14 protein-coding genes are annotated in these 16,219 nt (G+C 64.8%); 12 read left to right on the top strand and 2 right to left on the bottom strand.

The annotated features are described in order from the left end of the window. Positions 1-5: 5 nt before the first annotated feature. From DXK50_RS06995 to DXK50_RS06960, 8 genes are all read left to right on the top strand, one after another. On the top strand, positions 6-740 hold the full coding sequence (locus DXK50_RS06995) for a response regulator (RefSeq protein WP_161866647.1): 735 nt from the start codon (positions 6-8) through the stop codon (positions 738-740). Continuing rightward, the gene (locus DXK50_RS06990; RefSeq protein ID WP_283088386.1) at positions 730-2,187 is read left to right on the top strand and encodes an ATP-binding protein; all 1,458 of its coding nucleotides are present in this window, start codon (positions 730-732) and stop codon (positions 2,185-2,187) included. The genes DXK50_RS06995 and DXK50_RS06990 overlap by 11 nt, the downstream gene beginning before the upstream one ends. Positions 2,188-2,289: 102 nt before the next feature. After that, positions 2,290-3,534, top strand: a complete 1,245-nt coding sequence (locus DXK50_RS06985; RefSeq protein WP_212629794.1) for a D-mannose isomerase — start codon at positions 2,290-2,292, stop codon at positions 3,532-3,534. 104 nt (positions 3,535-3,638) lie between these two features. After that, positions 3,639-4,907, top strand: a complete 1,269-nt coding sequence (locus DXK50_RS06980) for an ABC transporter substrate-binding protein (RefSeq protein WP_161866644.1) — start codon at positions 3,639-3,641, stop codon at positions 4,905-4,907. Positions 4,908-5,023: 116 nt separating this feature from the next. Next, the gene (locus tag DXK50_RS06975; RefSeq protein WP_212629793.1) at positions 5,024-5,932 is read left to right on the top strand and encodes a carbohydrate ABC transporter permease; all 909 of its coding nucleotides are present in this window, start codon (positions 5,024-5,026) and stop codon (positions 5,930-5,932) included. After that, positions 5,925-6,827 carry a carbohydrate ABC transporter permease gene (locus DXK50_RS06970; protein WP_249186705.1) on the top strand — a complete coding sequence of 301 codons (903 nt, stop codon included), beginning with the start codon at positions 5,925-5,927 and terminating at the stop codon, positions 6,825-6,827. The genes DXK50_RS06975 and DXK50_RS06970 overlap by 8 nt, the downstream gene beginning before the upstream one ends. 29 nt (positions 6,828-6,856) lie before the next feature. Continuing rightward, positions 6,857-8,023: an ABC transporter ATP-binding protein gene (locus DXK50_RS06965; protein WP_161866642.1), complete on the top strand. Its 1,167-nt coding sequence runs from the start codon at positions 6,857-6,859 to the stop codon at positions 8,021-8,023. Positions 8,024-8,160: 137 nt separating this feature from the next. Then, on the top strand, positions 8,161-9,399 hold the full coding sequence (locus DXK50_RS06960; protein WP_161866641.1) for a maltoporin: 1,239 nt from the start codon (positions 8,161-8,163) through the stop codon (positions 9,397-9,399). A gap of 173 nt (positions 9,400-9,572) precedes the next feature. Here DXK50_RS06960 and mapR read toward each other — a convergent pair whose 3' ends face one another. Both mapR and ccoG read right to left on the bottom strand, forming a co-directional pair. Next, complete coding sequence (gene mapR / locus DXK50_RS06955) at positions 9,573-10,985, bottom strand: GntR family transcriptional regulator MpaR (RefSeq protein WP_212629792.1); 1,413 nt, start codon at positions 10,983-10,985, stop codon at positions 9,573-9,575. A 236-nt stretch (positions 10,986-11,221) separates the two neighbouring features. Next, positions 11,222-12,634, bottom strand: a complete 1,413-nt coding sequence (gene ccoG, locus DXK50_RS06950) for a cytochrome c oxidase accessory protein CcoG (RefSeq protein WP_212629791.1) — start codon at positions 12,632-12,634, stop codon at positions 11,222-11,224. A 341-nt stretch (positions 12,635-12,975) separates the two neighbouring features. Here ccoG and DXK50_RS06945 point away from each other — a divergent pair, with 341 nt between their 5' ends. From DXK50_RS06945 to DXK50_RS06930, 4 genes are read left to right on the top strand one after another with little or no spacing between them, the layout of a single operon-like run. Further along, positions 12,976-14,643, top strand: a complete 1,668-nt coding sequence (locus DXK50_RS06945) for a nitrite/sulfite reductase (RefSeq protein ID WP_212629790.1) — start codon at positions 12,976-12,978, stop codon at positions 14,641-14,643. Beyond that, entirely contained in the window at positions 14,640-15,161 is a 522-nt protein-coding gene (locus DXK50_RS06940; protein WP_212629789.1) for a DUF934 domain-containing protein, read from the top strand. Before DXK50_RS06945 ends, DXK50_RS06940 begins: the two co-directional genes overlap by 4 nt. Then, on the top strand, positions 15,158-15,511 hold the full coding sequence (locus tag DXK50_RS06935; RefSeq protein ID WP_017674822.1) for a CidA/LrgA family protein: 354 nt from the start codon (positions 15,158-15,160) through the stop codon (positions 15,509-15,511). Before DXK50_RS06940 ends, DXK50_RS06935 begins: the two co-directional genes overlap by 4 nt. Further along, positions 15,508-16,191, top strand: coding sequence for an LrgB family protein (locus tag DXK50_RS06930; protein ID WP_212629788.1), 684 nt, complete (start codon positions 15,508-15,510; stop codon positions 16,189-16,191). The genes DXK50_RS06935 and DXK50_RS06930 overlap by 4 nt, the downstream gene beginning before the upstream one ends. Positions 16,192-16,219 lie beyond the last annotated feature (28 nt).

Below are 16,219 nucleotides of genomic sequence, written 5' to 3'. Positions count from 1 at the left end.
GGACCATGAGCCAGCCCGGCAAGTCGATTCTGCTGGTCGATGACGACCAGGAAATACGTGAACTGCTCGATACCTATCTGAGTCGCGTCGGCTTTCAGGTGCGCGCCGTCGCCGACGGCGCCGCCTTTCGCCAGAGCCTGTGTGCGGAATCGGCCGACCTGGTGATTCTCGATGTGATGCTGCCCGACGAGGACGGCTTCAGCCTGTGCCGCTGGGTGCGTGAACACCAGCGTTTCGCTCAGGTGCCAATCATCATGCTGACTGCCAGCTCCGACGAGGCCGACCGGGTGATCGGCCTGGAGTTGGGGGCCGATGATTACCTCGGCAAACCGTTCAGCCCGCGCGAACTGCTGGCGCGGATCAAGGCGCTGCTGCGCCGTGCCCAGTTCAGTCAGGAGCGCAGCGGCGAGGTGCTGGCATTCGAGGACTGGCGCCTGGACATGGTCAGCCACCGCCTGTTCCACCGCGACGGCGAAGAGGTGATCCTGTCCGGCGCAGATTTCGCCCTGCTCAAGCTGTTTCTCGATCACCCGCAACAGATCCTCGATCGCGACACCATCGGCAATGCCACCCGGGGCCGAGAGGTAATGCCGCTGGAGCGTATCGTCGACATGGCCGTCAGCCGGCTGCGCCAGCGACTGCGTGATACCGACAAGCCGCCACGGCTGATCCGAACCGTACGCGGTAGCGGCTATCAGCTGGCGGCGACCGTCAGCGTGCAGGCCGGCGATGGCCGCTGAGGCGCGGCGCTGGTTGCCGCTGCCGCGCTCGCTGCTCGGGCGCATGCTGTTGCTCACCCTGCTGGCGATATTGGTCGCGCAGACGCTGTCCAGCGTCATCTGGCTGTCGCAGCTGCGCGCCACCCAACTGGAAGGGCTGGTCACCACCGCACGCAGCCTGGCCCATTCGATGTCGGCCAGCGTGCGTTACTTCCGGTCGCTGCCGGTGGCCTACCGGCCGCTGGTGCTCGACCAGTTGCGCAGCATGGGCGGTACGCGTTTCGTGGTCAGCCTCAACGACCGCCCGTTGCAGATGAAACTGCTGCCGGCCACGCCGCGCAAGCAGGCGGTGACCGAGGCAGTGGCCGAAGTACTGCACCAATCGCTGGGCAATGCCGCGGACATCTCGGTGACGTTCGTCAGCCCCGACGATCTGCGTATCTTCAATGGCGGTTTGAAGCTCGATGAGTTGCCGCGCTCCTGGGCGCACTACGCCCTGACTCTGGAGCCGGTCAACCCGCCGGTACTGGTGACGCAGATCCAGCTGGCGCCGGGGGAATGGCTGTATATCGCCTCGTTGCTGCCCGAGCCCTATACCAGCCTCGAGGAGCCGATTCTGCCTGCCCAGCAGCTGTGGTTTATCCTCCTGACCAGCGCCTTCCTGCTGCTGTTCATCGGCCTGCTGGTGCACCTGCAGAGTCGTCCGCTCAAGCGCCTGGCGCGTACCGCCCGGCATATGTCGCTGGGCGCCGATGTGCAGCCGGTGGCCGAGGGCGGCGGCCGCGAGGTGGTGGAAGTGGCCCGCGCCTTCAACGCCATGCGCGAGCGCATCAGCCGCTACCTGACCGAGCGTGCTCAGTTGTTCAGCGCCATCTCCCATGATCTGCGCACGCCCATCACCCGTCTGCGCCTGCGCGTCGAACTGCTCGACGATGAAAACCTGCAGAGCAAGTTCGGCCGCGATTTGGATGATCTCGAGCTGCTGGTCAAGGGCGCGCTGCAATGCGTGAAGGACACCGACATTCACGAGAACATCGAGCCGGTGGATCTTGATCATCTGCTGCATTGCCTGATCGAACCTTACCTGGCACCGGCCGGCAACGGCAGCGTGACACTCGATGGCCGGGCCCGTGCGCCTTATCCAGGCAAGCCGCTGGCGCTGCGGCGTTGTATTGGCAACCTGATCGACAATGCCCTGAAGTACGGGCAGAACGCCCACCTGCACATCGAGGATGACGGCGCGGCCTTTGTGCTGCATGTCGACGATGAAGGGCCAGGCGTGCCGGAACAGCGCCTGGAACAGGTGTTCGAGCCGCATTTTCGTCTGGCCGGCCAGCAGCAGGGCTACGGCCTGGGGCTTGGCATCGCACGCAACATCGCGCATAGCCACGGCGGCGAAGTGAGCCTGCGCAATCTGCGTGAGGGCGGGTTGCGCGTCACCCTGCGCCTGCCGCGTACGCCGGACTGAATGTCACCGTTCAGTGACAAAGGTGCGCGCTTTCGTGACCGGAACCTCGCGTGCCGCTGACTAGAATCGGGCTTCCCCGCCGAGTTTGCATGGAGCACCACGATGACTACAGCTACCTGGCTCCGCGACAGCTGGCTGCACAAGCCCGCCCATCTCGCCTGGCTCGCGGATGAAGGCTTGCGCCTGCTGCCGTTCGCCCGGGGTTCGAAAGTCGAGCAGGGCTTCGCTGCGCTCGATGCGCGGGGGCGTCTGCCGGCGGGCGCGGTGGCCGAGCTGATCCACACCACGCGCATGACCCATTGTTTTGCCCTGGCGCATATCCAGGGTATTCCCGGCCATGCGGCGCTGGTCGACCATGGTATCGCCGCGCTGCGTGGCGCGCTGTGGGACGAGGTCCATGGCGGCTGGTTCACTGACGCCACGCACAGGGGCGGCAAGTCGGCCTACCTGCATGCCTTTGTCGCCCTGGCAGCCAGCTCCGCCACGGCCGCCGGCCGGCCGGATGCGCAAGCGCTGCTGGATGCCGCCACCGGCATCATCGATCGGCATTTCTGGTGCGAGGAGGAGGGCGCGCTGCGCGAGAGCTTCAAGCGTGACTGGAGTGGCGAGGAAGCCTACCGCGGCGCCAACAGCAACATGCACGCGACCGAGGCCTTTCTCGCTTTGGCCGATGTCACCGGCGATGCACGCTGGCTGCAGCGCGCGCTGCGCATCGTCGAGCGTCTGATCCACCGGCATGCGGCTGAGCGCGGGCATGTCGTGATCGAGCACTTCGATGCGCACTGGCAGCCACTGCCGGAGTACAACGACGACAACCGCGCCGACCCTTTTCGTCCTTACGGCAGCACGCCGGGCCATGCCTTCGAGTGGGCGCGCCTGCTGCTGCATCTGCAAGCTGCGCTGGCCCAGGCCGGGCTCGCCGCACCGGACTGGCTGCTGGCAGACGCCTGTGGCCTGTTCGCCAGTGCCTGCCGCCACGCGTGGCAGGTCGACGGTGCACCGGGGCTGGTCTACAGCCTGGACTGGAACCAGCAGCCGGTGGTTCATGCGCGCCTGCACTGGGTGCATGCCGAGGCGGTCGCTGCAGCCGCCGCGCTGTTGCAGCGAACCGGAGAAGGGCTCTACGAGCAATGGTATCGGCGCTTCTGGGAATTCATCGCCGGGCATTTCATCGATCTGCAAGGCGGCAGCTGGCACCATGAGCTCGACCGTCACAACCAACCGGCCGCCAGCATCTGGACCGGCAAGCCCGATCTGTACCACGCCTATCAGGCGCTACTGCTGCCGCGTCTGGCACTGGCGCCGAGCCTGGCCACGGCGCTCACCGCCGATGTAACGATGCGGTGACATTACTGCGTCCTTTCGTTACCCGAGACGCGAAAAACCCTGTTTACACTCCCTGTTAACGCAAGCACCACGACTTGCCCGATAACAACAAGAAAGGTACTTCGATGAACGCTATTACCCGCCTCGCTACCGCCGTTTCTCTCGCCTCTCTGTTTTCCTTCACTGCGCAGGCCGCCGACTCCAAAGGTACGGTGGAAGTGGTGCATTGGTGGACGTCCGGCGGCGAGGCTGCTGCGGTCAAGGTCCTGCGTGACCTGGTCGAGAAGGATGGTTTCACCTGGAAGGACGGTGCGGTAGCCGGTGGCGCCGGTTCTGCCGCCATGACGGTATTGAAGACCCGCGTGGTGTCCGGCAACCCGCCGGGGGCAGCGCAGATCAAGGGCCCCGATCTGCAGGAGTGGGGCGCGCTGGATCTGCTGGCACCGCTCGATGAAGTGGCTGAGGCCAATGACTGGGATGGCCTGCTGTCGAAGACCGTGTCCAGGACCATGCAGTACGACGGCCATTACGTAGCGGTGCCGGTGAACATTCACCGGGTCAACTGGCTGTGGATCAACCCGCAGGTGTTCGAGAAGGCCGGCATCGACAAGGCGCCTACCACCCTCGAAGAACTCTACGCCGCCGGTGACAAGCTCAAGGCCGCCGGTTTCATCGCCCTGGCCCACGGAGGCCAGCCCTGGCAGGACAGCACCGTGTTCGAAGGCCTGGTGCTGAGCATCATGGGCGCCGAGGGCTTTCACAAGGCGTTCGTCGAAAACGACGAAGCGACTCTGACCAGCCCGCAGATGACCGAAGTGTTCACCGCGCTGAAGAAACTCGCCACTTACATGGACGACAACCGCGCCGGGCGTGACTGGAACCTGGCCACCGCCCAGGTGATCGACGGCAAGGCCGGCATGCAGATCATGGGCGACTGGGCCAAGAGCGAATGGACGGCCGCCGGCAAGGTGGCCGGTAAGGACTATCAGTGCGTGCCGATGCCGGGCACCGCCGGCAGCTACACCTACAACATCGACTCCATGGCCATGTTCAGGCTCAGAAACGAAGGCGACATCGCCGCCCAGCACGCGCTGGCGCGGATCGCCCTGGAACCGGAATTCCAGTACGTGTTCAACGAGAACAAGGGCTCGATCCCGGTACGCTCGGACCTGGACATGAGCAGGTTCGACAGCTGTGCCCAGGCCTCGATGAAGGATTTCCAGGAGGCCGACAAGAACGGCAAGCTGGAGCCGAGCATGGCCCACAGCATGGCCACCAACCTCGCCGTGCAGGGCGCCATCTTCGATGTGGTGAGCAACTTCATGAGCGAGAAGAACGCCGACCCGAGCAAGGCCGGCGCGCAGATCTACGCGGCGATCAAGGCCGCCCAGTAGCGCCCGCGGGCCGGCGTTCCCGGCCCGTCTTCCAGATACCGCCTCGCAAGGCAGGGCTTTGGCCCCGCCGGGGCGGCGCTCGGCCCGGATTTCACTTCGCCAACTGGTAAAGCCCGATGAGTGTCTCCACGCTGATGACCAAGGCCTCACCCCTCGATGCGCTGCAACGCTGGCTGCCCAAGCTGGTGCTGGCACCGAGCATGCTGGTGGTGCTGGTCGGTTTCTACGGCTACATCCTCTGGACCCTGGTGCTGTCGTTCACCAACTCCAGCTTCATGCCCAGCTACAAGTGGGTCGGCCTGCAGCAATACATGCGTCTGATGGACAACGACCGCTGGTGGGTGGCCAGCCAGAACCTGCTGGTGTTCGGCGGCCTGTTCATCGGCATCAGCCTGGTGATCGGCGTATTCCTTGCTGTGCTGCTGGATCAGCGCATTCGCCGCGAAGGCTTCATCCGCACCATTTACCTGTACCCCATGGCGCTGTCGATGATCGTCACCGGCACAGCCTGGAAATGGCTGCTCAACCCCGGGCTGGGCCTGGACAAGATGCTGCGCGACTGGGGCTGGGAGGGCTTTCGCCTGGACTGGCTGGTGGATCAGGACCGGGTCATCTACTGCCTGGTGATCGCCGCCGTGTGGCAAGCCTCGGGCTTCGTCATGGCGCTGTTCCTGGCCGGGCTGCGCAGCGTCGATCAGTCGATCATCCGCGCTGCCCAGGTGGACGGCGCAGGGTTACCGACCATCTACCTGCGCATCGTCCTGCCGAGCCTGCGTCCGGTGTTCTTCAGCGCGGTGATGATCCTCGCGCACATCGCCATCAAGAGCTTCGACCTGGTGGCGGCGATGACCGCCGGTGGCCCCGGCTATGCCTCCGACCTGCCGGCGATGTTCATGTACTCCTTCACCTTCAGCCGCGGCCAGATGGGGATCGGTTCGGCCAGCGCGATGCTGATGCTGGCCGCCATTCTCACGCTGCTGGTGCCGTATCTCTACTCGGAACTGCGGGGCAAACGCCATGACTGATGCGAGCGTCGCGCCGCGACGAACTGCCGATCACCTTCTGCCCCAGGGAGACGGTGCGAAACGCCGGGTAAGGGCGCTCACTCCCAGTCGCCTGGCGATCCACGCCACCTTGCTGTTCGCTGCCGCGTTGTATCTGGTGCCGCTGGTGGTGATGCTGCTGACCAGCATCAAGACGCCCGACGACATTCGCACCGGCAACCTGCTGTCCTGGCCCGAGACCGTCACCCTGATCGGCTGGGTCAGGGCCTGGGGCGTGGTCGACGGCTACTTCTGGAACTCGGTGAAGATCGCCGTGCCGGGCGTGCTGATCTCCACCGCGATCGGTGCGCTGAATGGCTACGTGCTGTCAATGTGGCGTTTCCGAGGGTCGCAGCTGTTCTTCGGGCTGTTGCTGTTCGGCTGCTTCCTGCCGTTCCAGACCGTGCTCCTGCCAGCCTCGTTCACGCTCGGCAAGCTGGGCCTGGCCAACACCACCACGGGACTGGTGCTGGTGCACGTGGTCTACGGCATCGCCTTCACCACGCTGTTCTTTCGCAACTACTACGTCACCGTGCCCGAAGCGCTGGTGCGGGCGGCGCGGCTCGATGGCGCCGGCTTCTTCACCATCTTCGGGCGCATTCTGCTGCCGATGTCGGTGCCGATCATCATGGTTTGCATGATCTGGCAGTTCACCCAGATCTGGAACGACTTCCTGTTCGGCGTGGTGTTCGCCAGTGGCGATGCGCAGCCGATCACCGTGGCGCTGAACAACCTGGTCAACACCAGCACCGGCGCCAAGGAATACAACGTCGACATGGCCGCCGCGATGATCGCCGGGCTGCCGACGCTGCTGGTGTACATCGTCGCGGGCAAATATTTCCTGCGTGGCCTCACGGCCGGTGCGGTCAAAGGCTGACACCCACGCCTTCATCTGTGGAGAAGTAAATGGCAACGCTCGAACTGTGCAATGTCAACAAGTCCTACGGCAGCGGCTTGCCGGATACCTTGAAGAACATCGAGTTGTCGATCGACTCCGGCGAGTTCCTGATCCTGGTCGGCCCGTCCGGTTGCGGCAAGTCCACCCTGATGAACTGCATCGCCGGGCTGGAGGACATCAGCGGTGGCGCGATCCTTGTCGATGGCGCCGACATCAGCGGCATGAGCCCCAAGGATCGCGACATCGCCATGGTGTTTCAGTCCTACGCGCTGTACCCGACCATGAACGTGCGTGACAACATCGCCTTCGGCCTGAAAATGCGCAAGATGGCGCCAGCCGACATCGACGAGGAAGTGGCGCGGGTGGCCCGGTTGCTGCAGATCGAGCACCTGCTGCAGCGCAAGCCCGGCCAGCTCTCCGGTGGCCAGCAGCAGCGCGTGGCCATGGGCCGGGCGTTGGCGCGGCGGCCGAAGATCTACCTGTTCGACGAACCGCTGTCGAACCTCGACGCCAAGCTGCGCGTGGAAATGCGCACCGAAATCAAGCTGATGCACCAGCGTCTGAAGACCACCACGGTGTACGTCACCCACGACCAGATCGAGGCCATGACCCTCGGCGACAAGGTGGCGGTAATGAAGGACGGCATCATCCAGCAGTTCGGCACGCCGCAGCAGATCTACAACGACCCGGCCAATCTGTTCGTGGCGAGCTTCATCGGCTCGCCGCCGATGAACTTCATTCCCGTGCAGCTGCAACGCCGCGATGGCCAATGCTGGGCTGCGCTCAACTCGACGCTCGGCATTGCCGGCCAGGCGCGCTGCGAACTGCCGCTGGGCGACATGGCGCAGGGCCTGGAGAACCGCGAGGTGATCCTTGGCATTCGCCCCGAACAGATCCAGCTGGCAGGCGAGGGGGCTGACGAGGCACCGAGCATCTGCGCCGAAGTGGAGATCACCGAGCCCACCGGTCCGGACACCCTGGTGTTCGTCAATCTGAACCAGACCAAGGTCTGCTGCCGGCTGGCACCTGACGTGCTGCCCCAGGTCGGTGCCAGCCTGTCGCTGCGCTTCGAGCCGAGTCGGGTGCTGCTGTTCGATGCCCAGAGCGGCGAGCGCCTGCTGGCAAAAAAGCGCGTGGCCACTGACAACAAGGTGGCGCAGTTGAAGCGAGGTTAGCCATGTAGCTCGGGTGCCGGGGCTGCCCAACCGATCTCCCCGGCATGCATCCGGGCTACGGCACCTCAAGAGAACGAAGTACCGTCGCTGCGGCGGTGATCCGCAGCATCGCTCAATAAAAACAATCAGGAGCAACGATGAAGACCACACCGCAAACCCTCACCCGCTCGCTTGGAGCTCCCTGTCTGCTGGCCCTGGCCATCGGCGCACCGCAGGCACAGGCCGTCGAGTTCACCGGTTACCTGCGCAGTGGTATCGGTGGCGCGGATACCGGCGGTACGCAGCAATGCTTCCAGTTGCCGGGCGCGCAATCGAAGTACCGCCTCGGCAACGAGTGCGAGCAGTACGTCGAGCTGGATCTGCGCCAGGACCTGTTTCGCCTGGATGACGGCTCTGTGATCAGCGTCGAGGGCATGGCGCAGCTCTACAACCAGTACGGGCACACGCCGAAATTCACCGGCGATTATGGCTTCGCGCGGATGAACCAGATGTACGCCGAGTGGAGCAACATGCCGGCGCTAAACGGCGGCTCGCTGTGGGCCGGGCGGCGTTTCTACAAGCGTAACGACATCCACATTTCCGATTTCTACTACTGGAATCAGAGCGCCACCGGTTTCGGTATCGACGAGATGGTGATCGGTGACCTCAAGTACAGCTACGTGTTCTCGCGCAAGGACAACTACGACCAGGACCCCTATATCAACCGTCACGATTTCAACGTCGGCGGTTTCCAGGTCAATCCGGGTGGCGAACTGGAGGTCGGTGTCAGCTACATCGACAAGCCCGACAGCACCGACAGCCACAGCGGTTGGGCGGTGACCGCGCAGCACAAGCAGGAGGACTTCCTCGGCGGGGTCAACACCATCGCCCTGCAATATGGGCGCGGGCCGGGTACCGGCCTGGGCTATACCGGCGATCCGACGCTGGACAACAGCAACCGCAGCTGGCGCCTGGTGGAGTTCTTCGACTTCCAGATGACGCCGCGTCTCGGTGGCCAGGTGCAACTGGTCTACCAGAAGGACAAGCGCCCGGATGGTGCGGATCAGAACTGGCTGTCCATCGGCGGCCGTACCAGCTACGCCTTCACCGAGCAGTTCAAGCTGGTCGGCGAAATCGGTCGCGATCAGGTCGAGGCGCCCGGCGGCACGCGCAAGCTGACCAAGTTCACCATCGCGCCGACCTGGTCGCCCGCCGGCCCCGGTTTCTGGGAGCGCCCGGAAATTCGCCTGTACTACACCTACGCCAGCTGGAACCGGGCGGCGCAACGGGCCGCCAACCTGCTGGCCGACGGCTCGGCATTGTCCGAGAACGGCGCCTTCGGCAGCGCGCGCAACGGCTCCAACTTCGGCGTGCAGGTGGAGTACTGGTGGAAGTAGCCAGTCGGTAGGGTGAATCTCGCTCCACCGTTCCACCGTGGGTGTCAGGTGGTGGATGAGAAGCGCACTGCGTTGGACTGTAGCCCGGATGCAATCCGGGGCGACCCTTGCTCCGGCTCCCGGATTTCATCCGGGCTACGACAGTACGTAAGGCGCGCCGTGCGCGCCAGGCGTCAGAGCAACCCCGCCACCAGGCGCCCGAGCACTTCCATGGACTGTTCACTGCGCGGGCTCCAGGGGTGGCCGTAGTTCAGCCGTGCGCAGTGACGAAAGCCCTGACTGGCGGAGAAGATCGGCCCCGGTGCCAGGCTGATGCCCTGAGCCAGCGCCAGGCGCAGCAGTTGCAACGAGTCCAGGCGCTCGGGAAATTCGAACCAGAGGAAGTAGCCGCCCGAAGGACGCGTGACCCGCGTGCTGGCGGGAAAGTGCCGGGCGGCAGAGGCGAGCATGGCGCTCTGCTGCATTTCCAGGGCGTGGCGCAGCTTGCGCAGGTGGCGGTCGTAGCCGCCGTGCTGCAGGTAGTCGGCCAGCGCCGCCTGGGCCGGCACCGAAGGGGATATGGTGGTCATCAGCTTGAGCCGGGCGATCTGCTCGGCATAGCGCCCGCCGGCCACCCAACCGATGCGGTAGCCCGGCGCCAGGCTCTTGGAGAAGGAGCTGCAATGCATCACCAGCCCGTCACGGTCGAAGCTCTTCACCGGCTTGGGCGGGTGGCTGCCGAAGTACAGCTCGGCATAGACGTCGTCTTCGATCAACGGCACCTGATGCTCGACCAGCAGGTCGTACAGCGCCTGTTTCTTGGCCTCGCTCATGCTCGCGCCCAGCGGGTTCTGCAGACTGCTCATGAACCAGCAGGCCTTGATCGGCAGTTGCCCGAGGCTGTCGGACAGGGCAGCCAGGTCGATGCCCTCGCGCGGATGCACGGGGATTTCCACCGCCTTGAGCTGCAACCGCTCCAGCACCTGCAGGCAGGCGTAGAAGGTCGGCGACTCGATGGCCACCAGGTCGCCCGGCTGGGTCACGCACTGCAGGCAGAGGTTGAGCGCCTCCATGGCGCCGTTGCTGATCACCAGCTCCTCCATCGGCAGCATCACGCCACTGACCATGTAGCGCAGGGCGATTTGCCGGCGCAGGTCGGCGTTACCGGCGGTCATGTCGGCGATGATCTCGTGCGGCGAGAGCATGCGCAGAGCGTGCGCCATGCTCTTGGCCAGGCGCGGCAGGGGAAACAGGTCGGGGCTGGGGAAGGCCGAGCCGAAGGGGACGGTGTGCGGGTCCTTGAGCGAGGCGAGTACCGAGAACACCAGCTCGCTGACGTCCACCTCGGTGGTTTGCGCCGCGTGGGTGGTCAGCTCCGGCTCGTGCAGCGGACGCTTGGCGTGTTCACGCACGAAATAACCCGAGCGTGCGCGTGCCTGGATCAGGCCGCGGTCTTCCAACAGGTAATAGGCCTGGAACACGGTGGACGGGCTGACCCCGTAGGTACGGCTGGCGTGGCGCACCGAGGGCACCTTCTCGCCGGGGCCGAGCACACCGGTGCGGATCAGCTCGGCGATCTCGTCGGCGAATTTTTCGTAGCGCTTCATCCTGTCCTGATTCACCGAGGTAAAGAGGGGAGGTGAATACTTTACGGGGTGAGCGGCAGACATGGCAGGGTCTCGTGAAGGGGTGCACATCGGTTGTGGCAACCGTAGCCCGGATGCAATCCGGGGACGTATCTCGAACCGCCCCGGATTGCATCCGGGCTACGCGATTCGCCGCGGGGCGCGGCTCCTACAGGAATGTGGCAGAACCTGTAGGAGCCCCGACTCGGGGCGAAGCTTTAGCGCAGCGGCGCGAGGAAGGTGCTCTGGGTGCTGACGTGGCTCTGCGAGTCGGCCTGGTCACGTACCTCGAAGCGGATGGTTTGCGGGCCGGCAGCGTTGTGCGAGGCCGTCAGTGCGACGCTGACCGGCAGATCGCGAATCTCCCCCGGTGCCAGGTTCAGCGTGCGCGGACCGTGCAGTTCGAAGTCGCCGGCATCGACCAGCTCGATGGCATAGCTGCGCGCTTGTTGGGTCTTGTTGATGATCTTCAGGCTGTAGATGTTCTCGATCTGGCCCAGCGAGTTCTCGCGGAACAGACCACGGTCGCGGGTCACGTCCAGGGAGATCAGCGGGCGTTCGGCCAGCGCCCAGGCGAAGGCGCCTATCATCACCGCCAGCATTGCCGCGTAGCCGATCAGGCGTGGGCGCAGCCAGTGGGTCTTGCCGCCGGCCAGTTCACGTTCCGAGCTGTAACGCACCAGGCCACGGTCATAGCCGAGCTTGTCCATGACACTGTCGCAGGCGTCGATGCAGGCGCCGCAGCTGAGGCAGTCGAGTTGCAGGCCGTCACGAATATCGATGCCGGTGGGGCAGACCTGTACGCAGATGGTGCAGTCGATGCAGTCGCCCAGACCTTCGGCCTTGTAGTCGGCGTCCTTGCGGCGCGGGCCGCGGGTTTCGCCACGGGCAGCGTCGTAGGAGATGATCAGCGTATCGCTGTCGAACATCACGCTCTGGAAGCGCGAGTAGGGGCACATGTCGCGGCATACCTTCTCACGCAGCCAGCCGGCGTTGATGTAGGTGGCAGCAGTGAAGAACAGCACCCAGAACGCCGTGGTGGCACCGACTTCGAAGGTGGCCAGGTCGAGCGTCAGTTGGCGAATCGGAGTGAAGTAGCCGACGAAGGCCAGCGCGGTGACCAGGCTGACCGCCAGCCACAGGCCGTGCTTGGCGCTGCGCCGGGCCAGTTTCTGCAGCGACCAGGGCGCGGCATCGAGCTTGATGCGCTGGCCGCGGTCGCCTTCGGTGATCTGCTCCACGCGCATGAACACCCAGGTCCACACGCTCTGTGGGCAGGCGTAACCGCACCAGACGCGACCGGCCAGCACGGTGATGAAGAACAGGCCGAAGGCGGCGATGATCAGAATCGCCGAGAGCAGGATGAAATCCTGCGGCCAGAAGGTCGCGCCGAAGATATGGAACTGGCGATTGTTCAGATCCCAGAGCACGGCCTGGCGGCCGTTCCAATCGATCCAGGCGGTGCCGAAGAACAGCAGAAACAGCAGGCCGGCACCGAGCAGGCGCAGGTTGCGAAAGCGCCCGGTGAAGCTGCGCGTGTGGATCGGGCCGCCGGCCTGGGCCGGTGTCAGGCGTATGGGTCTGGCGGGGTCGATGGTCTCGACGGCTCGCACGGGGATCAGTTCGGTCATGGTATTGCCCTCATCAGGCGTTTATCAGGCTGGCGCCATGATCCGAGGGCAACTGATCGCAAAACAGACTCAGGTTTTCGATAAAAAAGCGGATCAGATGATTGCGGCAAGCGCCGACTCAAGGCCCATGCAGATCACCGAGCCCCGTCCTGTCTGGTGTCTAGCGCTTCATGCCGAAGCGATACGCTGACAAGGCTGCGACATCGCGCCGCGCCATTCAGAGCCCTGTATCGCCGACTGCCGCTTTTCTCTGATCCGCTTTTTTAGAGCTTTTCTGGCGCTGTTTTCGGTGCACGCCTGGCAGGCATAGTCGACGCCCCGTGATCAGGAGGCATGCCGGCATGTACCAATACGACGATTATGACCGCGCGCTGGTGCGCGAGCGGGTCGCTCAGTTTCGCGACCAGGTACAGCGGCGCCTGGCCGACGAGCTGAGCGAGGAGGAGTTCCTGCCGCTGCGCCTGCAGAACGGCCTGTACCTGCAGAAGCATGCCTACATGCTGCGTGTGGCAATCCCCTACGGCACGCTGTCGGCGAACCAGCTGCGCGCCCTGGCGCATATCGCCCGCGAGTACGACCGCGGCTATGGGCATTTCACCACGCGGCAGAACATCCAGTTCAACTGGGTCGAACTCGAGCGCGTGCCGGACATTCTCGACTGGCTGGCCGAGCACGACATGCATGCCATCCAGACCTCCGGCAACTGCGTGCGCAACATCACCACCGAAGCCTTTGCCGGCGTCGCTGCCGACGAGTACCTCGACCCACGCCCGCTGGCCGAGATTCTCCGCCAGTGGTCGACGGTCAACCCGGAATTCCTCTTTCTGCCGCGCAAGTTCAAGATCGCCCTGTGCGCCGCCGAGCAGGATCGCGCAGCGGTCCAGGTGCATGACATCGGCCTGCAGCTGTACCGCGACGAAGCCGGCGAGCTGCGCCTGCGCGTGCTGGTCGGCGGCGGCCTGGGGCGCACGCCGATCATCGCCCAGACCCTGCGTGAGGGTCTGCACTGGCAGGACTGCCTGTCCTACGTCGAGGCCATCCTGCGCGTTTACAACCGCTACGGCCGGCGCGACAACAAGTACAAGGCGCGCATCAAGATTCTGGTCAAGGCCCTCGGCATCGAGGCCTTCGCCGCCGAGGTGGAGCGCGAGTGGCAACCGATCAAGGACGGCCCGGCGTGCCTCACCGAGGACGAATACCAGCGCGTCGCGGCGTCCTTCCACAAGCCGGCCTATGCGCCGCAGGACGCCATCGATCTCGACTTCGGCACCCATCTGGCGCAGGACGAGGCCTTTGCGCGCTGGGTCGCGCGTAATGTCATGGCGCATCAGGTGGCGGGCTACGTCAGTGTGGTGCTGTCGACCAAACCGGGCGTCAGTGCGCCGCCCGGCGACGTCACTGCCGAGCAGATGGAAAGCCTGGCCGACTGGAGCGAGCGCTACGGCTTCGGCGAGATTCGCGTCGCTCACGAACAGAACCTGGTGCTGCCTGACGTACGCAAGGCCGACCTGTACGCGCTATGGAAAGAGGCCCAGGCGGCCGGTCTGGGCACGGCCAATGCCGGGCTGCTGACCGACATCATCGCCTGCCCGGGTGGCGACTTCTGCGCGCTGGCCAACGCCAAGTCGATCCCCATCGCCCAGGCCATTCAGCAACGCTTCGACGATCTCGACTACCTGCACGACCTGGGCGACATCAGCCTGAACATTTCCGGCTGCATGAATGCCTGCGGCCATCACCATATCGGCAACATCGGCATCCTCGGCGTCGACAAGAACGGCAGCGAGTGGTACCAGCTGACCCTCGGTGGCAGTCAGGGCCAGCAGGCGGCGCTGGGCAAGGTGATTGGCCCGTCCTTTGCCGCCGAACAGGTGCCCGACGTGATAGAGCGTATCGTGCGCACCTACGTGGATCATCGCGAGGTTTACGAGGGCTTTCTCGATACGTTCCAGCGCATTGGTCTGGAGCCGTTCAAGGCGCGCGTCTACAGCCACGAGGAGGTGGCATGAACAATCTGATCCGTCTGATCGATGGCCAGGCCCACATCGTCACTGGCGATCCCTGGCAACTGCATGAAGCTGACCAGGGCGAGCCGCTGATCCTGCCACTGGCGGCCTGGCGTGAGCGGCAGCCCGTGGAGGTGCTGGAGGGTAGGGCGATGAGCGCCGATGCTCTGCTGCTGCAGGTGGATGACGAGCCGCAAGCGCTGCAGCCGTTTCTCGCCAGCCTGCCGCTGATCGCCATCGAATTTCCCAGCTTCCGTGATGGCCGCGGCTACAGCCAGGCCTACCTGCTGCGTACCCGACTGGGTTGGCGTGGCGAGTTGCGTGCCGTCGGCGACGTACTGCGCGACCAGCTGGCGCACATGCGCCAATGCGGCTTCGATGCCTTCGCCGTGCGCGCCGATAAATCGGTCGAGGATGCAATCAAGGGGCTGCAAGGGCTCAGTGTGTTGTATGGTCGTTCGGTTATCGAGCCGCGTCCCCTGTTTCGCCGGGGACGCCAGAAGGAGGAATCGAAATCATGATGGTGCGTGGCCTGTTCTGGCTGGTACTGCTGCAGTTGTTCGGCGTGGCCCTCAACCACTGGCTGCTACCGATGCTGCCGGCGTCCATCATCGGTCTGCTGCTGCTCTCGGTCTGGCTGATGTGGCGCGGTGCCGTGCCGGAGCCGCTGCAGCAGGCTGCCGGCGGTTTGCTGCCGTATCTGCCGCTGCTGCTGGCCGTGCCGGCCTCGGGGATCATGACCAGCAGCGATTTGCTGCTTGGTGAACTGCCAGTGATCGCCACGGCGCTGGTGCTGTCGTTGCTGGTGACCGTACCGTTCTGCGGCTGGCTGCTGCAGACACTGATTCGCCGTCAGGAGCGCAAGGGATGACACTGCTGACTCACCATCCGCTGTTTGCCATCGCCCTGACCCTGGCCGCCTTTCTGATCGCCGCCTGGCTCTACCGCCGCAGCGGCTGGCTGGTGCTGCAGCCGGTGCTGGTGTCGGTGACGCTGATCGTCAGCACCCTGCTGCTGTGTGGAGTCGGTTACGCCACCTACCGCGCCGGTGCCGAGCCCGTCGCCTGGCTGCTGGGACCGGCCACCGTAGCCCTGGCGGTCCCGCTGCAACACAACATCAGGCGCATCCGCCAGTTGTTCTGGCCGGTGCTGATCACTCTTGCCGCTGGCGGCGTACTGTCGGTGGCATTGACCCTGGCCATCGGCTGGGCGTTGGGCGCCGACTGGAGCGTGGTGATGAGCCTGGCGCCGAAATTCGTGACCATGCCGATTGCCATGCCGGTAGCGGAGCAGATCGGCGGCGTCGCTTCCCTGGCCGCGGTGATGGTGATGCTCACCGGGGTGATCGGCACGGCCATGGGGCCGCTGCTGCTGCGCTGGGCGGGGGTGGATCACCCGGCCGCCCGTGGTCTGAGTTATGGCATCAATGCCCACGCCATCGGCACCGCTCATGCCCTGCAGGAAGGCGAGGAGTGCGGCGCCTTCGCGGCTCTGGGCATGAGCCTGATGGGCATCGGCACCGCCTTGCTGCTGCCGCTGCTGCTGGCCTGAGCCGGGTGGAATCCCGCCACGCCTGCGG

The sequence above is a fragment of the Pseudomonas sp. KB-10 genome (assembly GCF_018221585.1).
Classification (GTDB): Bacteria; Pseudomonadota; Gammaproteobacteria; order Pseudomonadales; family Pseudomonadaceae; genus Aquipseudomonas; species Aquipseudomonas yangonensis.
This window is presented reverse-complemented; position numbering and strand designations above follow the sequence as displayed.

Excerpts from the sequence above, each read along its gene's own strand:
- DXK50_RS06995 (WP_161866647.1), top strand. The coding sequence starts at position 6 with ATGAGCCAGCCCGGCAAGTCGATTCTGCTGGTCGATGACGACCAGGAA.
- DXK50_RS06990 (WP_283088386.1), top strand. The coding sequence starts at position 730 with ATGGCCGCTGAGGCGCGGCGCTGGTTGCCGCTGCCGCGCTCGCTGCTC.
- DXK50_RS06985 (WP_212629794.1), top strand. The coding sequence starts at position 2,290 with ATGACTACAGCTACCTGGCTCCGCGACAGCTGGCTGCACAAGCCCGCC.
- DXK50_RS06980 (WP_161866644.1), top strand. The coding sequence starts at position 3,639 with ATGAACGCTATTACCCGCCTCGCTACCGCCGTTTCTCTCGCCTCTCTG.
- DXK50_RS06975 (WP_212629793.1), top strand. The coding sequence starts at position 5,024 with ATGAGTGTCTCCACGCTGATGACCAAGGCCTCACCCCTCGATGCGCTG.
- DXK50_RS06970 (WP_249186705.1), top strand. The coding sequence starts at position 5,925 with ATGACTGATGCGAGCGTCGCGCCGCGACGAACTGCCGATCACCTTCTG.
- DXK50_RS06965 (WP_161866642.1), top strand. The coding sequence starts at position 6,857 with ATGGCAACGCTCGAACTGTGCAATGTCAACAAGTCCTACGGCAGCGGC.
- DXK50_RS06960 (WP_161866641.1), top strand. The coding sequence starts at position 8,161 with ATGAAGACCACACCGCAAACCCTCACCCGCTCGCTTGGAGCTCCCTGT.
- mapR (WP_212629792.1), bottom strand. The coding sequence starts at position 10,985 with ATGAAGCGCTACGAAAAATTCGCCGACGAGATCGCCGAGCTGATCCGC.
- ccoG (WP_212629791.1), bottom strand. The coding sequence starts at position 12,634 with ATGACCGAACTGATCCCCGTGCGAGCCGTCGAGACCATCGACCCCGCC.
- DXK50_RS06945 (WP_212629790.1), top strand. The coding sequence starts at position 12,976 with ATGTACCAATACGACGATTATGACCGCGCGCTGGTGCGCGAGCGGGTC.
- DXK50_RS06940 (WP_212629789.1), top strand. The coding sequence starts at position 14,640 with ATGAACAATCTGATCCGTCTGATCGATGGCCAGGCCCACATCGTCACT.
- DXK50_RS06935 (WP_017674822.1), top strand. The coding sequence starts at position 15,158 with ATGATGGTGCGTGGCCTGTTCTGGCTGGTACTGCTGCAGTTGTTCGGC.
- DXK50_RS06930 (WP_212629788.1), top strand. The coding sequence starts at position 15,508 with ATGACACTGCTGACTCACCATCCGCTGTTTGCCATCGCCCTGACCCTG.